Genomic DNA, 15,852 nt, shown 5'->3' with positions numbered 1-15,852 from the left:
GAGGAGCCGCAGACTGTTTATCCTGGCCCGATGGCGCTGTTCGAGGGATTCGATTCGCTGACCGTCGCCGGGGCCGACGGCGGCCCCGTGCACGTCCGCAGGGCGGGCGAAGGGCCACCGCTCCTGCTGCTGCACGGATTTCCGCAGACGCACGCGATGTGGCATGCCGTCGCACCCCTGCTGACCACGGAGTTCACCGTCGTGGCCACCGACCTGCGGGGGTACGGGGAGAGTCGGCGGGCCGTCCGGACCGGCGAGGGCCCGTCGCCGTACGGCAAACGCGCCATGGCCGACGACCTGGTCCGGGTCATGGGCGAGCTGGGCTTCGACCGCTTCGACGTCGCGGGCCACGACCGGGGCGCCCGGTGCGCCTACCGGCTGGCCCTGGACCATCCGGAGCGCGTCGGCCGGCTCGCGGTGCTCGACATCGTGCCGACGGCGGACGCGCTGGACGCGGTGGACGCGCCGGGAGCCAGACAGCTGTGGCGCTGGTTCCTCCTGGCCCAGCCGTACCCGGTCGCGGAGCGGATGATCGCGGGCGCCCCGGAGACGTTCCTCTTCGGGGCACACACCGCGCTGTTCGCGCCCGAGGCGCTCGCCGCCTACCGGGCCGCCGCCGCGGACCCGGCCGTCGTGCACGCGATGTGCGAGGACTACCGGGCGATGTTCGGCCCCGACCTGGAACACGACCGGGCGGACCTGCGGGCCGGGCGGCGGATCGAGGCTCCGGTGCTCGCCCTGTGGGGCAGGCGGTCGCACACCGAACAGCGCCATGACGTACTCGCCGTCTGGCGGCGGTGGGCGCACGACGTGCGGGGCAGGGCGCTGGACTGCGGGCACTTCCTGCCCGAGGAAGCGCCCGCCGAGACCTACGCGGAGCTGCGCTCCTTCTTCGCCGAGGCCGCCACCGGATGACCGGCGGCCGCCCGGTCCCGCCCGATCCGGACCACCTCCGCACCCGCGCCCCGGCTCTCCCGCACCAGCCGGGCCACCAGCTCACGGTCGGCGGGGCCGACCGGCGCCTGCACCACGATCAGCGCCTCCGGGTCGTCGACCGGCCGCATCGCCGAGAACAGCAGGTCCAGCCCGCCGTGGCGGGGCAGCAGCACGGAGATCCGGCGGGCCGTCAGATCGCCGACGCCCTGGCACTCCCACCACTCGGCCAGCTCGGGGAAGTCCGCGCGCAGGGTCGCGTAGATCTCCTGGGTACGGCGGTCGGTCGCGGCGAGCCGCGCGGTCTGCCCCCGGAAATGGGCCAGCACGGCACGGGCCAGCGGCTCCCAGTCCAGCAGCGTGGAACGGAACGCGGGACTGCCGGCCACGCACCACATCAGATTGCGGCGCCCGGCCGGGATCGCGGCCGGATCGGACCACACGGCGGCGTACGCCTCGTTCCACGCCGTGATGTCGAAGCGCGAGTCCAGCAGCACCGCCGGGCTGTTCTCCCAGGTGTCCAGCAGGCACTGCACCCGGGCGGCCACCTCGTCGTGTCCCGCGCCGTCCGGGGCGGGCGGCAGCAGCCCCGACAGGGCCAGGACATGGCGGTACGACACCGCGTTCAGCCCGAGCGTACGGGCCACCGCCTCCAGCACCTTCCGGGACGGGATCACCCGGCCCTGCTCCAGCCAGGTGTACCAGGCGAGCCCGACGCCCGAGAGCGCGGCGACCTCCTCGCGGCGCAGACCGGGCGTACGGCGCCGGCCGGTGTCGGGCAGGCCGACGTCCCGCGGCGAGCGCCGCTCGCGGTGGGCGCGGAGGAACGCCCCCAGCTCCTTGGAATTGGCGAACTGGCGGCTCTCGCCGATCTCTTCGCCCTGGTGCGCTTTCGCGTGTGCGGAGGAGTCCGAAGAGGTGTCCGCGGAAGCATTCGCGGAGGTTTTCACGGAAGCGTTCGCGGACGTGCTCGCGGATCGGTTCACAGACGTATTCAGGGATGTATTCACGGATGTGCTCATGGAAAACGGCCTTCCGGATCGTCGCGACGACTGCGGGGTCAGTGGATTCGCTGTTGTGCGCCCCTACATCGCCGACACCGTCCGCACGGCCCGGAATTCATGACTCCGTCGCCCGGCTGCATGCCGCCCCCGATTCTCCGCGATCCTGCGGTTTTCAAGGACCAGCTTAACCGGGCCCGCTCCACCCCTGTCCGGTTTCTCGGCAGTTGTCCGTCAGGCGAGATGTTGCGTTAAGAATTCCGCAACAGAGCGGGCCGCCACCACCGCCTCCGGCAGCCGTTCCACGGACAACTGCCAGCAGTGCGTCGTCCCGTCCCACATCTCCACCCGGCACTCCCCGCCCGCGGCCGTCATCCGCGCCCCGAAGCGCTCCGCGTCGTCCGACAACACCTCCGCACGGCTCGCCTGGAGCAGCACGGGCGGCAGCGCGGCCAGCGCCGCCGCCTCGGCGAACAGCGGCGACGCGGCAGGGGTCCGGGGGTCGGCGCCCGCGAGGTACAGGGTGGCGGAGTGGAGCAGCGAGGTCCGGTCGAGCACCGGATCGGTGGCCGCGCACCGCTCGAACGCGGGGGACTCCAGGGTGAGGTCCAGCCACGGCGACAGCCCCACCGCGGCGGCCGGCATCGGCAGCCCGGCCCGCTGCGCCGCCAGGAGCACGGAGAGCGCCAGACCTCCGCCGGCCGACTCGCCCAGGACCGCGATCCGCTCGGCGGGTACTCCGTCCGCCAGCAGTTCCGCATACGCGCCGAGCCCGTCCTCCACGGCGGCGGGGAACGGATGCGCGGGCGCCAACCGGTAGGCGGGCAACACCACTTCGCAACCGGTGAGACGGGAGAGGTGTGCGGCGAGCGGGCGGCTCAGCTCCGGCGCACCGGCCCGGTAGCCGCCCCCGTGCAGCTGCAACAGCACGGGCCGGTCGCCCCCGACGGGCGGCCGGACACGCAAAACCGGCCGCCCGCCCAGGAGATGGGGGGCGGTCATGCCCGGAGCTCCGCGAGCAGTCCGGCCAGCGCCTCCGGCCGCCCGTACAGCTCGGGCGTCGGCGCGACGTAGAGCAGGAGCGTCGTCACCCCGGGATGCAGGTAGCGGCTGATCCGCTCGCGCAGTGCGGCGGGTTCGCCGTGCAGCCACAACGCGTCGACGAGCCCGTCGGGCAGCGCGGCGGCGGCCCCGCGACGGTCCCCGGCCCGATGGGCTTCGTAGGACTCCTTGAGCAACTCCCCGCGCCCCAGCCACTCGTGGAACGCGTGGTAGGGCTTCTGATTGAGGATCCAGCCGAGGAAGCCGCGGCCCGCGTTCCTGGCATACTCCGCGTCGCGCGTCGGGCAGACGAAGAGCTTCACCACGGTCTCCCGCTCGGGCAGCGGCCGGCCGTCCACACCGTCGACACCCCCTTCCGCCCGCCCGGCGGCGATCACCCTCGGCACGTCCTCGGCGGTGAGGAGATTGACGACCGCCCCGTCCCCGTCCCCGTACGCCACCCCGAGCATCCGCGGCCGCAACGCCCCGACCAGCACCTTCGGCGGTCTGGACGGGGTGAAGCCGAGACTGAAACCGGGGGCCGAGAGCGTCTCGTACGCATCGCCCACCGGCTCGCCGTGCAGTGCCCGCTTCAGGAACCGGACCGTGTCCCGGACCCTGGCGAGCGGCCGGTCGTGCGCCCCGCCGTTGAGCGCCGTCGTATGGGCGGGTACGGAGGCGCCGATACCCAACAGGACCTCGCCACGGGCCAGTTCGGAGAGTGTCGCCGCGGTCTGCGCGAGGATGCCGGGGCCGCGTGTGAAGACCGGCACCACGCCCGTACCCAGACGGAGTCCCGGCTGCCAGGCCGCCGCCGCGGCCAGCGGTGTGAAGGCGTCGATCCCCCCGCCCTCCCCGGTCCACACATCGGTGAAGCCGAGATCGGGGAGCGCCTCGACGGTGCGACGGTGATCGGCCAGGGCATGGGCGGGCAGAGGCAGATTGATGCCCCAGCGGACGGCGTTCATTGGCGTACGTACTCCTGTTCGTGACGGATCTCAGGTTGCGGCGGGCCGGGGCGACGGGCGCCCGCGAGGCACCGGCGTCCGGCCGCGCAGCCGACGCAGCGGCCGTTCGACCAGGTAGTGGCTGAGCGCGGCACATCCGACGGAGAGCACCACGGTGACCGGGAAGAGCACCAGGAAGTCCGCCGAGCCGGCCCGCTCCCCGGTCGTGCGGAGCCAGGCCTCGACCACGACCATGTGCCACAGGAACAGCCCGTACGAGATCTGCCCGAGCCAGGCGGGCAGCGGACGGGACAGCAGCCGGGCGGGTGTCGCCCGTTCCGGCCGGGCGGGCCCCAGGGCCAGCGGCACCACCAGCCCCACCGCGACGACGAGATACAACGCGTGCTCCAGCAGCGCCTGGCCCACCGTCGGGTAGCGCAGCGTCGAGCCGGTGAGCGGTGTCGACACCAGGACGTACGCGCCGAGCGCCACGCCCCAGCACAGCCACGGCCTGCGGGCGAGGGCGGGCGGTTCGGTGGTCCGGGCGGCGACGACCGCCAGCGCCATGCCCGTCGCGAAGTACCCGGCGTACTCGGGCAGCCACAGCTGGGCCGGCGGATAGGGCCCGGCCGACGGCACATGGGTGAGTACCACGGAGAGCAGGGTCACCGCCTCGACCGCGCCGAGCACACCGAGCACCACCCCCGTCCTGCCCCGCCGCAGCAGGGGGTGGAGCGCGGCGGCCAGCAGCGGCAGCACGGCGTAGAACGACACCTCGGTCGCCAGGCTCCAGGTCTGCGGCAGACCGGCCGGGATCGGGTCGGAGCCGTAGATGTGCAGCAGCAGGAAGGTCCGCAGCGCGGGCAGCGGCGCGGCGAGGGTGTCCCGGCCGAACCACACGAGCGCCACCAGGGCCACCAGCCAGTAGGCGGGCAGGATGCGCACCGCCCGGTGGCGGAGGTAACGGCCGGTGGAGGGGCGCGGAGCGCCGTCGCGGGCCGCGTCGGCGAACGGGCGGTAGAGCAGCAGCCCGGACAGGACGAAGAAGATCGGCACTCCCACGGTGAAGCGGGAGATGACCGGTCCGAGCGGTCCGGCCTGCCCGATGCCGAGCCAGCTGGAGGCGACCTGACCGGTGTAGATGCCCACATGCAGCGCGATCACCAGCAGCGCGGCCACGGCACGCAGCCCGTCGAGCGCGAGGGCACGCTCGCGCCCGGTGTCAGGCACGCCCATCGGCCGCCGCCTCCTTCGGGCCGGAACCGGCCGGAGCGGAACCGGTCTTCGCGGCCCCGTCGTCCCGGGCCGTCTCCGGGCGCAGGCGGCCCACCAGCGGCAGCGCGGTCAGCCCGGCCAGCACGGCGAGTCCGCCGCCGACGACGGCGGTGCCGGTGTCCGCGTGCGCGAAGGTCCCCGCCACCGCGACGCCGACCGCCGTACCCGCGTACAGCGTCGCGCTGTTCCAGGAACTGGACGTCGCGCCCAGCTCCGGCCGGGAGGAGACCAGCAGCGTCTGGACGAGCGTGCCGAACGCCCCGCTCGCGAAGAACCACACCAGCACCGCCGCGTAGGCCAGCACCGAGTTCACCCCGAGCGCGGCCAGCACCGCTCCACCGCCCAGCAGCAGGCACCACACCGGGATCCACCACGCGTCCCCGGAGCCGCGCTCGCGCGCCCGGTCCCCGATCCGGCCCGCGGCCAGGGAGCCCAGCGCGCTGCCGGCCCCGACCAGGATGCCGAGCAGACCCAGTTCGTCGACGGAGAGGCCGAAGCGGTCGTGGAGCGCCGAGCCGAGGAAGGTGTACGCCCCGAGGTTCGCGGCCTGCAGCAGGAAGACGACGATCAGGGTGTGCCGCAGTACCCCGTCGCGCCAGACGGAGAACACCGCGGTGAACCGCAGCGGCGCCGCCTCGGTCCCTTCGGCCGGCCGGGACTTGAGCTGGGCGAGCAGCAGGGGCGCCGACGCCGCGGTCAGCGCGGTGAGCGCCCAGAACGAGGCCCGCCAGCCGCCCCAGCCCGCCAGGAAGCTGCCGGCCGGAACGCCCAGCACCTGCCCGGCGGAGAAGAGCGCCATCCCCAGCCCGACGGCCCGGCCGCGGACCGGGGCCGGTGCCGTCTCCGCGATATGGGCCCAGATCGAGGGTCCGGCCAGTGCCGCGCCCAGCGCCCCCAGGACGCGGGCGACGACGAGCACGGTCAGATTCCCGGCGACCGCCGCGAGGGCATTGCCGAGCAGGAACAGCAGCGTGCCCGCGAGCACGGTCGGCCGTCGGCCGAAACGGTCGGACACCGCCCCGAGGAACGGTGCGGTCAGGGCGTACACCAGGGTGTACGCGGTGACCGTGCTCGCCGCGGCGGCCACCGAGACCCCGACCGAATCGGCGATGGTCGGCAGCAGCGGCGAGACCAGGAAGGTCTCGGTGCCGATCAGGAACAGCAGCAGATACACACCCGTGTACGTCGCCCACGGCACCCGGGCGGGTGGCGACTGGGCGGGCGGTGCCTCGTCGGCGACGGGTGGGGTGGACTCGGGCACGGCATTCCTCTCGCCGGACGGCGTCTGACGAGGCGATCGTTCCGCCGCGGGCGCCGGGCAGCCAGATCCCGAATCATGCTGGTACTGGCACACACAGGCTGCGGCGCAGCGCCGCGAGGAACCGCCCGGCGAGGACGGGGTGTCCGGCGGGCCCCGGATGCAGCCGGTCCAGGCCCTCGGGCTCCAGCAGCAGTCCGGCCTCGCGCGGGCCGAAGACATCGAGACCGTCGATGTAGTGGAGGTTCGGGTCGCCGTGGCGGCGCAGGAGTTCGACCGCCTCGCGGGTGCGGGTGCGGCAGTCCCGGACGGTCAGGCCGGAGGGCCCGGCGACGGTCTCGCGGTCCGGCGCGATGATCGTCGACATCAGGGCGAACGGCGTCGTGGGATGCCGCTCGCGGACCGTGGCCACGAAACCGACGAGGGCCGAGGTGAAGGCGGCCGGGCTGTGACTCCCGAGTGCCTGGATGTTGATGCCGACGCAGGCCGTGAGCAGTTCGGCGGGCAGATCGCGCATGAGCCGGGCCGTCATCGGCTGGAGGCAGCACGCCGCGCCGAGCGCGATGGACGTCAGATCGAGCCCGGCCCGCCCGGCCACCAGCGCGGGCCAGGCCCTGGCGGGCGAACGGGCGCCCCTGCCCTGCGAGACGGAGCTGCCGTAGTGGACCCAGCGGGGCCGTTCGCGGTCGTCGTACGCGACCGTCGCCGACCGGTCGACGAGGAGCGCCCGCAGCCGGAACTGGTGGTACACGGGGAGCCACAGCTCGACGGTGGTCATCCGCCCCGGCAGGCCGGACACCAGGAACTCGGCGTCCTGCCCGTCGCAGCGGAGCTCCACGGTGTCGGTGATCCTGCCCTCCCGCACCACGTCCAGGCGGGGCCGCTCCTGCGGCCCGTTGAGCCGTGGTGCGGGATCGGCCCGGTAGCGGCAGCCGATCTCCCGGCTGTCGGTCCGCAGGGTGATGCGGACACCGGCGGGCATCGCGGCCCGCCCGATCCCGCCCTCCGGCAGATGCAGTTCCGCTTCCTGGTGGGGCACCCGCCAGGGTGCGACCCAGCCCGGTCCGTGCTGCAACGAGACCGCTCCGCGAAATCGCAGCACGGGATCGTCCCCGGCCACCACACGTTTCACCGGCATGTGCGCCACCTCCCCGAATCGGTCGCCATCCTCGGCGTACGGGGTGGCCGCAACCAGTCGTTGCGGATGCTGTGATCAGGACTCACCGGCAGGAGCGGCGGACCGGGGCCGGCCGAACGGTCAGGCGGGAGGCCGGAGATCGCTGGTGGTGACCCGCACATGGTCGACGACGAGCTGCTGCGGGAAGGAGGTGCTGCCGTCCGGGTCGCCCGGCCAGTAGCCGCCGACCGCGAGGTTGAGGATCAGGAAGAAGGGCTTGTCGAACACCCAGGTGTTGCCGCCGAGATCGGCGGGCGTACGGCGCTGATAGACGTTTCCGTCCACCGACCAGGTCACCGAGCCGGGCGCCCAGTCGACGGCGAAGGTGTGGAAGTCGTCGGCGAACGCCTGGCCGTTGGGCAGGGTGTAGGCGGCGCCGATGCCGCCGGAGCCGGAGTAGCCCGGACCGTGCAACGTGCCGTGGACCGTGGACGGTTCGAAGCCGACGTTCTCCATGACATCGATCTCGCCCGAGTTCGGCCAGCCGACCTGGCCGATGTCGTCGCCCAGCATCCAGAAGGCCGGCCACATGCCCTGACCGCGCGGCACCTTCATCCTGGCCTCGACGTGTCCGTACGTCTGGGTGAACTTGCCGGAGGTGTTCAGCCGTGCCGAGGTGTACTCGCACGTCCCGTACCAGCACTGGTAGTTGTTCGGGTTCTCGCGGCGTGCGGTGATGACCAGATGGCCCTGGCCGTCGAGCGCCGCGTTGCTGTTGCCGGCCGTGTAGTACTGCCGTTCGTGGTTGTTGACGTTGTCGCCGGTCTCGATCTGCCACTTGGCGCCGTCCACGGCGGCGCCCGCGGGGCCGTCGAAGTCGTCGGTGAACGTCGCGGCCGCGGCCCGCGGCGCGGGTACCCCGGCCGCGAGACCGGAGGAGGCCGGGACGAGGGCGAGCGCGGACAGCGCGCAGATCGCGGAGAACAGCAGGCGGCGGGGGAGACGGGGGTGGGGAGAGGTCATGGGGGGTCCTTCCCGTGCGGAACTGAACGGTCGGGCTGTGCCATGCGTATGACGAGCGCCCGTTGTGGGGGAGCAGGGAGAGGTTTTGGTTCCGTATGCGATTGAAGAAGTGAACCAACACCGTGTCAAGACCTTGGTACAGACCACACTTCTTGCATTCACCCGTTCGTGGAACGTCCCGTGCCACGACCCCGGGGGCACCCCGTCCCGGCCGCCGGGCGCTGTGTCGTACGCGGCCGTGCCGACGCACCCGGGCGGCGATGCCGGCGAGGTCAGTCGCCCGGCGCGGAGGAGAGCGGCTGTCCGCACCGCAGGTTCCACCGGCCGGACCGGCCGCTGAGCCCGGTCAGGGTGAGCGGGGCGACATCCAGCCGCCAGAACGCCTCCGGCGGCAGGGCGAGCGCCCCGACGATCACCGCCCGTACCACCGCGGGCTCGACCACGCCCAGCACACGGTGGCCCTTCCGGCCGCCCTCGACGGACTCCAGCGATGCGAGCCAGCGCCGGGCCCGGGAGCAGAGCTCCAGGAGGGACTCGCCGCCGTGGGGAGCGGCCGAAGGGTCGGTCAGCCACGCCGACACGGCCTCCGGTTCGGCCGCGCTCACCGCCGCCAGCCGCCGGCCGCTCCACCGGCCCATGTCCCAGCCGCCGAGGGCCGGTTCCGGACCGGCGCGCAGGCCCAGCGCGTCGGCGGTCCCGGCGCACCGCTCGGACGGCCCGCGCAGCTGCCGGTCGGCGACGGGCACCGCCGGTGCGGCGGCCCTGGCCCGGCGGGTCCCGGCCGCGTCGAGCGGCGCGTCGCCGTCGAAACGCGCCTCGCGCAGCGCGGTGTTGAGCGCCGGTGAGATCAACATCACGTGCACCGTCATGAACCGGTCAACTCCCTGAACTCTGGCCCCCTGGGTGTGCCCACCATGGCATCCGGGTGGTCCGGACCGCCGTCGGCACCATGGCGGCGCTTCTCCCCGAGCGGTATGGTCACGGCGAACATGACGTAGGTGTGACGGAAGTCCGGTGAGAATCCGGCACGGTCGCGCCACTGTGAACCCGTACCTGTGCGGGAAGTCAGACCCAGCACCCACGTCTCAGGCACCACGATCGGGACGCGTGTTCCCACTGGAGGTTCTGCCATGGCACAGAGTGCTGCCCCCGCCACCGTCGTACCGGCCATCACCCCCATTTCCCTGAAGGCCATCGCTCCCTGGGCGGTCTTCTTCGGCATCCTCATGCTCGTCCTGCTGTACTTCGTCGGCGCCGAGCAGGGTGCCACCGCGGTCATCTCCGGCGAAGGTGTCCACGAGTGGGTCCACGACGGCCGCCACCTCCTCGGTTTCCCCTGCCACTGACGTACCGTCCGATCCAGGGGAAGCCCCATGAACTCCATATCTGTCAGAGCCCTCTTGGTCCGCGGCATGCTGGCCGGCCTCGCCGCGGGCGTGCTCGCCCTGCTCGTCGCCTACTTTCTCGGTGAGTCGCGCGTGGACGCGGCCATCGCTCTGGAGGAGGCGCACAGCCACCACCACGACGGCGGCGAGGAACTGGTCAGCCGCACCATGCAGTCCACCGCCGGTCTCGCCACCGGGGTGCTCGTCTTCGGTGTGGCGGTCGGCGGTATCGCCGCCCTCGTGTTCTGCTACGCCCTCGGCCGGATCGGCAGATTCGGCCCGCGGGCCACGGCCGCGCTGATCGCCGGCGCGGCCCTGCTGGCGGTGTACGTCGTGCCGTTCCTGAAGTACCCGGCCAACCCGCCGGCCGTCGGCAACCCCGACACCATCGGCAGGCGTACTGCCCTGTTCTTCCTGATGGTCGCCCTGAGCGTGCTGCTGGCCGTCGCCGCGGTCATCCTCGGCAGGCGCCTGGCTCCCCGTCTGGGCAACTGGAACGCGACGGTCGCGGCATCCGCCGCCTACGTCCTGCTGATCGGGGTCTCCTACGTGTTCCTGCCCTCGTACAACGAGGTCGGCAAGGACTTCCCGGCAGCCCTGCTGTGGGAGTTCCGCCTGAGCACCCTCGCCGTGCAGGCCACCCTCTGGGCGACGTTCGGCCTCGTCTTCGGCGCCCTGACGGAACGGCTGCTCGCACCGGGCACCGGCACCGTCGCGGCCGGGAAGAGCGCGGCGAACCGGGCGGCCGCTGCGGCGGGCTGACCGGCTCGACATCCGCGAACAGGCTGATGACCGGAACCCCGCCGGGATCTCCCGGCGGGGTTCCGGCGTTCCACCGCGCGCCCCGCGGCAGACGGCGGTTCGACGACAGGCCCCAGCCGCGGGTCCCGGTGGAACGCCGGCTCACTCCTCGGCCCGCGGGTCCAGGTCGATCCGGTAGTACGCCAGCTTCTCGTCCTCCTCCATCAGACGCATGCCGACGGCCTCCATCACGCGCCGGGAGGCGGTGTTGCCCGGATCGGCGTCCCCGTGCACCCGGCGCACCCCCTGATCGCGGGCGAACCGCAGCAGGGCGCGCAGTGCCTCGGAGGCGTAACCCGTCCCCCGGGCCGAGGGAACGAGGCCGTAACCGATCGTGACGGCCCCCGTCGTGTCCGGCGGGCCGTGGAATCCCAGCCCGCCGATCACCTCTCCGTCCTCGCGGCGGCGTATCTCGTACGAACCGAAGGGGCTGGGGTCGCCGCTCCGCGCGCAGGTGTCGAGGAAGCGCTCGGCCGCGGCCCGCTCGCCGGGGGAGGGGTAGCCGGGCGCCCAGTGCGCCCCCTCCCCGGGCGTGCCCGCGACCACGCGCAGGGCGTCGGAGGCGTTCATCGGGTGGAGCAGGAGGCGCGGGGTATCGAGGTCGGTCATGAGCGAGTGGAGTATCACGCGGGAGGGGCGGACGGCATCCGAATATGAAGGTATCAACGCTAACAGTGTAGTGTTAGCGTTGATTACACCAGGTCGGTTCCTCGCCGGCCGTCCGAGAGGGGAGCACCGTCATGGGCGAGCAGCCCGTCACCGAGCGCGAGCGTCGGGTGGCGATCGTCACCGGAGGATCGCGGGGCATCGGCCGCGCGAGCGCCCAGCGGCTCGCGGCCGACGGATTCGCCGTCGTCATCAACTACGCGGGCCACCATGCCGAGGCCGAGTCGGCGGTGGCGGCGATCACCGAGGCGGGTGGGCAGGCGGTCGCCTTCCGTGCCGACGTGGCCGACGAGGTCGCGGTCCCGGCCCTCTTCGACCTGGCGGAGCAGACCTTCGGTGGGGTCGACGTGGTGGTGCACGCGGCCGGTGTGATGACCCTGGCCCCGCTGGCCGACATCGATCTGGACGCGCTGGACCGGATGCACCGCACCAACATCCGCGGGACGTTCGTCGTCGACCAGCAGGCGGCCCGCCGCCTGCGCAGGGGCGGGGCGATCATCAACTTCTCCAGCTCCGTGCTGTCGCTGGCCCTGCCGGGCTACAGCGCCTACGCGGCGACCAAGGGCGCCGTCGAGGCCATGACGCTGGTACTGGCCCGGGAGCTGCGCGGCCGGGACATCACGGTCAACGCCGTGGCACCCGGACCGACGGCCACCGACATGTTCCTCGACGGCAAGGACGAGGAGACCGTCGCGAGGATGGCGGCTCAGGCACCGCTGGAACGGCTGGGCACCCCGCAGGACATCGCCGAGGTGGTCTCCTTCCTCGCCGGTCCGGCCCGCTGGGTCAACGGCCAGGTGCTGCGCGCCAACGGCGGCATCGTCTGAACCGCCCCGCCGGGCCGCCCGGACCTCGATCCCACCGGGGCGCGCTTGATAGCGTCCGTGCGATGAGCACACGAGCACGCATCCTCGATGTGGCGGCGCGGCTGGTCGCGGAGTCGCCGGACGGGGACATCTCCACCCGGGCCGTGTGCGAGGCCGCGCAGGTGGGTGCCCCGGCCCTGTACCGCCACTTCGGCGACAAGGAGGGCCTGCTGTCGGCGGTGGTGGACCACGGCTTCGACGCGTACCTCGCGACGAAACGGGGGCGCGGCGAGGGTGCGGACCCGATCGACGACCTGCGCAAGGGCTGGGACGGCCATGTGGAGTTCGCCCTGCGGAACCCGAATCTGTACCGGCTGATGAACTCGCCCGCCATGCGCACCCCGCCCGCCTCGGCCCTGGAATCCCACCGGATCCTCACCGGGGACCTGGAGCGGGCCGCGGCCGTCGGCAAACTGCGCCTGGCCCCCGAACTGGCGGCCCGGATGGTGATGTCGGCCAATGTGGGCGTGGCGCTGATGCTGGTCGCGCGCCCCGCTACCTTCGCCGACGCCGGGATGTCGCACCGGGTACGCGACGCCGTGCACGCCGCCGTCCTCACCCCGGAGGCGTTCCGCGCATCCCGGGGAGAGGACGCGGCGGACGGCCCGCGCGGCCCCGGCGGCACCGTGCCCGCCACATCCGAACCGTCCGTGCCGTCCGCCGCGGCCCGGCTGAACGCGCTGCTGCGGCGGTCACCCGACCCGTCGCTCAGCGCGGCCGAGGGCGCTCTCCTGACGGAATGGCTGGACCGCCTGTCGAACGCCCCGCGCGCGCACTGAGAAACCCCGTCGGGATCTTCCCGGGCGTCGAGGACGTCCCGGGCTCACCCGGCGGCAGGCCCCTGGGGGGCCGTCCGGCCCGGGATGGGCTCGAAGTCGCCGGAGAGGGCCGCCGCCATCCGCAGATGCCCGGCCGCCTCGGCGCCCCGCCCCTGGCGTTCGAGCGTGCGGCCGAGCATCAGCCGCGCGTAGTGCTCCACCGGATCGCGCTCCAGCACCGCGCGCAGTTCCGCCTCCGCCTTGCCGAGCCGCGCCGAGTGGTAGTAGGTCCGGGCCAGCAGCAGGCGGGGGGACACCTGCTCCGGGACCTCCTCGACCAGCCCTTCCAGGATCCGGGCCGCCGTCATGTACTCCTTCGCCTCGAAGAACATCTGCGCACGGTCCCAGCGGTCGGCAGCCGTGCCGAACTCGAAGTAGGTGTCGCTCACTTGACCTCCTCTGTCGTGGGTCGTCCCCGGATCGTGCCCGGCTCCGTCCAGCCTCCGGCCCGGCTGCCGCCCGGCCGTCCCGCAGTCTCCCCAACATGGCTCAGTGGTTGAATATTCCACTAAATTGTCGGCGTGGGTACCGTCGCCCCGGCCCCGCCCGCGAATAGGTTGAGCGCCATGAGCAATCTCGATCGCCAGGCCGCACTCTCCGTCTGCGGGGGACGTGGCTTCGTCGTCGCCGAGCCCGTACGTGAACTCCTCACTCCCCGCCGTGTCCGACTGGGCGAGTCCACCGAGGTCCGCAGGCTGCTGCCCAACCTGGGCCGCCGGATGATCGGTGCCTGGACCTTCGTCGATCATTACGGCCCCGACGACATCGCGGGCGAACCCGGGATGCAGGTGCCGCCCCACCCCCACATGGGCCTGCAGACGGTCAGCTGGCTGCACGACGGCGAGGTCCTGCACCGGGACAGCCTCGGCAGTCTCCGCACGATCCGGCCGCGCGAACTGGGGCTGATGACCTCCGGCCGGGCGATCAGCCACTCCGAGGAGAGCCCGAGGTCCCATACGCGGCTGCTGCACGGCGCCCAGCTCTGGGTCGCCCTGCCGGACGCCCACCGCCACGTCGAACCCCACTTCCAGCACCACACCGACCTGCCGACCGTCTCGGCCCCGGGTGTCACCGCCACCCTGATCCTGGGTGAACTCGACGGCACCGCCTCGCCCGGCACCGCGTACACCCCGATCGTCGGCGCCGACATCGCGCTGACCTCCGGTGCCGAGGCCCGGCTGCCGCTCGAACCGGACTTCGAGTATGCGGTGCTCTCCATGTCCGGCCGGGCCGACGTCGACGGCGTACCCGTGCTTCCCGGCTCCATGCTCTACCTCGGCTGCGGCCGCACCGGACTCCCCCTGCGCGCGGACACCGACGCGGGCCTGATGCTCCTGGGCGGCGAGCCGTTCGAGGAGGAGATCGTCATGTGGTGGAACTTCATCGGGCGTTCCCAGGAGGAGATCGAGGAGGCCAGGCGGGGCTGGATGGAGAGCTCCCGTTTCGGTGAGGTGAAGGGCTACGACGGCGACCGGCTGCCCGCTCCCGAACTGCCGCCCGTCGCCCTGAAACCGCGAGGACGGGTGCGCTGACCCGAGACGTACGGCCCGCGTTGTAGGGTTCCGTGCATGTTTTCCGCCGCTGTGCCTCCCCGACTCGGCGGACTCTGGCGGTCGACGGAGTCGGGTGTCGCCTACGCCCCGCAGCGACCGGCCGAGCTCCGACGGGTGCGGAACCGGGCCGCGCTGCTCATCGTGCTGGCGTGCCTGATGGCGGTCGCCGCGGTCGCCATGTGCGGTACCGCGGCGGCACATTGGGGCGACACGTACATCGAGATGCCCCATCGCTCCGGCGAGCCCGAACGGTCCCGCCCGATCGTGGTGCTGGGGCTCGGCCTGCTGCTGCTCGTGTCCGCCGCGCTGGCCGTGATCGGTGCGCGCATCCTGCGCAGACCGAGGAAGCCGACCGTCGAGCTGACCCCGACGGCGGTGCGATCCCACATGTACGGCGCCGTCGAGGTGCCGTGGGACGAGGTCATCGGGGCCCGGGTGGCGGAGGGGCCGCGCATCGATCTCGCCCGTCCGGCGAGCGCCTACCGGATCACGGGGCGGGAACGCCGCGAGGACACCGAGGCATCGCTCCGCCTCTACGCCCCGTCCTCCGAGCTGCTCCCGCTCCTGGCGTGGCTGCGGGAACACCCCGAGGCCCGTACGACGGTTCTCGCCCCGTGGTCGGACCGGCTGGCCGTCAGGAACGACGACGAGGAGAAATGATGCGTCCCCTGGAAAGGCGGTCGTTCACCGTGGGTGACGGTGTCGAGGTACCCGTTCCCGCACTCGGTGAGGTCTGGGCCGTCGGCGCGGTCATCCTCGACCGGGACGGCGCGGCCTTCGCGCAGAAACGGAGCCCGGACCGCCGCCTCTTTCCCGGCACATGGGACATCGTGGGCGGCCACGTCGAGGCCGGTGAGTCCCTCCTGGACGCCCTCGCCCGGGAGATCGAGGAGGAGACCGGCTGGCGCCTGCGCCATGTACGGCGGTTCCTCGGCACCAGCACCTGGACCGGCGACGACGGCGCCGGACTCCGCCACGAGGCCGACTACCTCGTGGAGGTCGACGGAGACCTGGACCACCCGGCCCTCGAACGGTCCAAGCACTCCGCCTACGACTGGTTCGGCCCCGACGGCTTCGCCCGCCTGAAGGACAACCGCGCCCCCGGGGAGTTCCTGATCCACGACCTGATCGCCCGCGCCGTGCGGGAGTACCCGGGCGGGGGCTAGGG

General features: G+C 72.8%; 18 protein-coding genes. 8 read left to right on the top strand and 10 right to left on the bottom strand.

Annotated elements, in window-relative coordinates; translation table 11 throughout:
• Positions 1-30 precede the first annotated feature (30 nt).
• The gene (locus GA0115234_RS26450; RefSeq protein ID WP_093546479.1) at positions 31-915 is read left to right on the top strand and encodes an alpha/beta fold hydrolase; all 885 of its coding nucleotides are present in this window, start codon (positions 31-33) and stop codon (positions 913-915) included.
• Here the strand turns inward: GA0115234_RS26450 and GA0115234_RS26445 are convergent.
• From GA0115234_RS26445 to GA0115234_RS26410, 8 genes are all read right to left on the bottom strand, one after another.
• Entirely contained in the window at positions 870-1,883 is a 1,014-nt protein-coding gene (locus GA0115234_RS26445) for a helix-turn-helix domain-containing protein (protein WP_256088820.1), read from the bottom strand. The genes GA0115234_RS26450 and GA0115234_RS26445 overlap by 46 nt on opposite strands.
• Positions 1,884-2,168: 285 nt before the next feature.
• On the bottom strand, positions 2,169-2,936 hold the full coding sequence (locus tag GA0115234_RS26440; protein ID WP_093546473.1) for an alpha/beta hydrolase: 768 nt from the start codon (positions 2,934-2,936) through the stop codon (positions 2,169-2,171).
• A complete protein-coding gene (locus GA0115234_RS26435; protein WP_202554187.1) occupies positions 2,933-3,943 on the bottom strand; it encodes an LLM class F420-dependent oxidoreductase in 1,011 nt (336 codons plus the stop codon). Before GA0115234_RS26435 ends, GA0115234_RS26440 begins: the two co-directional genes overlap by 4 nt.
• 30 nt (positions 3,944-3,973) lie before the next feature.
• On the bottom strand, positions 3,974-5,158 hold the full coding sequence (locus GA0115234_RS26430) for an acyltransferase family protein (RefSeq protein ID WP_093546471.1): 1,185 nt from the start codon (positions 5,156-5,158) through the stop codon (positions 3,974-3,976).
• The gene (locus GA0115234_RS26425) at positions 5,145-6,458 is read right to left on the bottom strand and encodes an MFS transporter (RefSeq protein ID WP_161275666.1); all 1,314 of its coding nucleotides are present in this window, start codon (positions 6,456-6,458) and stop codon (positions 5,145-5,147) included. Before GA0115234_RS26425 ends, GA0115234_RS26430 begins: the two co-directional genes overlap by 14 nt.
• A 73-nt stretch (positions 6,459-6,531) precedes the next feature.
• The gene (locus GA0115234_RS26420; protein ID WP_093546465.1) at positions 6,532-7,593 is read right to left on the bottom strand and encodes a GDSL-type esterase/lipase family protein; all 1,062 of its coding nucleotides are present in this window, start codon (positions 7,591-7,593) and stop codon (positions 6,532-6,534) included.
• A 120-nt stretch (positions 7,594-7,713) separates the two neighbouring features.
• On the bottom strand, positions 7,714-8,595 hold the full coding sequence (locus tag GA0115234_RS26415) for a glycoside hydrolase family 16 protein (protein ID WP_093546462.1): 882 nt from the start codon (positions 8,593-8,595) through the stop codon (positions 7,714-7,716).
• A gap of 272 nt (positions 8,596-8,867) precedes the next feature.
• Positions 8,868-9,464 carry a histidine phosphatase family protein gene (locus GA0115234_RS26410; RefSeq protein WP_093546459.1) on the bottom strand — a complete coding sequence of 199 codons (597 nt, stop codon included), beginning with the start codon at positions 9,462-9,464 and terminating at the stop codon, positions 8,868-8,870.
• Between the two features lie 261 nt (positions 9,465-9,725).
• Between GA0115234_RS26410 and GA0115234_RS26405 the strand changes: the two genes are divergently transcribed.
• Both GA0115234_RS26405 and GA0115234_RS26400 read left to right on the top strand, forming a co-directional pair.
• On the top strand, positions 9,726-9,941 hold the full coding sequence (locus GA0115234_RS26405) for a CbtB domain-containing protein (protein ID WP_093546456.1): 216 nt from the start codon (positions 9,726-9,728) through the stop codon (positions 9,939-9,941).
• 27 nt (positions 9,942-9,968) lie between these two features.
• On the top strand, positions 9,969-10,742 hold the full coding sequence (locus tag GA0115234_RS26400) for a CbtA family protein (RefSeq protein ID WP_093546453.1): 774 nt from the start codon (positions 9,969-9,971) through the stop codon (positions 10,740-10,742).
• 141 nt (positions 10,743-10,883) lie between these two features.
• Here the strand turns inward: GA0115234_RS26400 and GA0115234_RS26395 are convergent, their stop codons facing one another.
• Entirely contained in the window at positions 10,884-11,390 is a 507-nt protein-coding gene (locus GA0115234_RS26395; RefSeq protein WP_093546826.1) for a GNAT family N-acetyltransferase, read from the bottom strand.
• Between the two features lie 131 nt (positions 11,391-11,521).
• Between GA0115234_RS26395 and GA0115234_RS26390 the strand changes: the two genes are divergently transcribed.
• Positions 11,522-12,274 carry an SDR family oxidoreductase gene (locus tag GA0115234_RS26390; RefSeq protein ID WP_093546450.1) on the top strand — a complete coding sequence of 251 codons (753 nt, stop codon included), beginning with the start codon at positions 11,522-11,524 and terminating at the stop codon, positions 12,272-12,274.
• Positions 12,275-12,336: 62 nt separating this feature from the next.
• Positions 12,337-13,092: a TetR/AcrR family transcriptional regulator gene (locus GA0115234_RS26385; RefSeq protein ID WP_093546447.1), complete on the top strand. Its 756-nt coding sequence runs from the start codon at positions 12,337-12,339 to the stop codon at positions 13,090-13,092.
• Between the two features lie 44 nt (positions 13,093-13,136).
• Here GA0115234_RS26385 and GA0115234_RS26380 read toward each other — a convergent pair whose 3' ends face one another.
• Positions 13,137-13,520 (bottom strand): tetratricopeptide repeat protein, encoded by a 384-nt coding sequence (locus GA0115234_RS26380; RefSeq protein WP_093546443.1) that lies wholly within the window; start codon positions 13,518-13,520, stop codon positions 13,137-13,139.
• 177 nt (positions 13,521-13,697) lie between these two features.
• On the opposite strand from GA0115234_RS26380, the gene GA0115234_RS26375 reads away from it, so the two are divergent.
• Genes GA0115234_RS26375 through GA0115234_RS26365 form a run of 3 tightly spaced genes read left to right on the top strand, consistent with a single transcriptional unit; the run spans position 13,698 to position 15,850 of the window.
• Positions 13,698-14,663 (top strand): pirin family protein, encoded by a 966-nt coding sequence (locus GA0115234_RS26375; RefSeq protein WP_093546440.1) that lies wholly within the window; start codon positions 13,698-13,700, stop codon positions 14,661-14,663.
• 36 nt (positions 14,664-14,699) lie between these two features.
• A complete protein-coding gene (locus GA0115234_RS26370; RefSeq protein ID WP_141718484.1) occupies positions 14,700-15,344 on the top strand; it encodes a PH domain-containing protein in 645 nt (214 codons plus the stop codon).
• Complete coding sequence (locus GA0115234_RS26365; protein ID WP_093546434.1) at positions 15,344-15,850, top strand: NUDIX hydrolase; 507 nt, start codon at positions 15,344-15,346, stop codon at positions 15,848-15,850. Before GA0115234_RS26370 ends, GA0115234_RS26365 begins: the two co-directional genes overlap by 1 nt.
• Positions 15,851-15,852: the final 2 nt, after the last annotated feature.

The organism is Streptomyces sp. DvalAA-43, assembly GCF_900091725.1.
Classification (GTDB): domain Bacteria; phylum Actinomycetota; class Actinomycetes; order Streptomycetales; family Streptomycetaceae; genus Streptomyces; species Streptomyces pulveraceus.
This window is presented reverse-complemented; position numbering and strand designations above follow the sequence as displayed.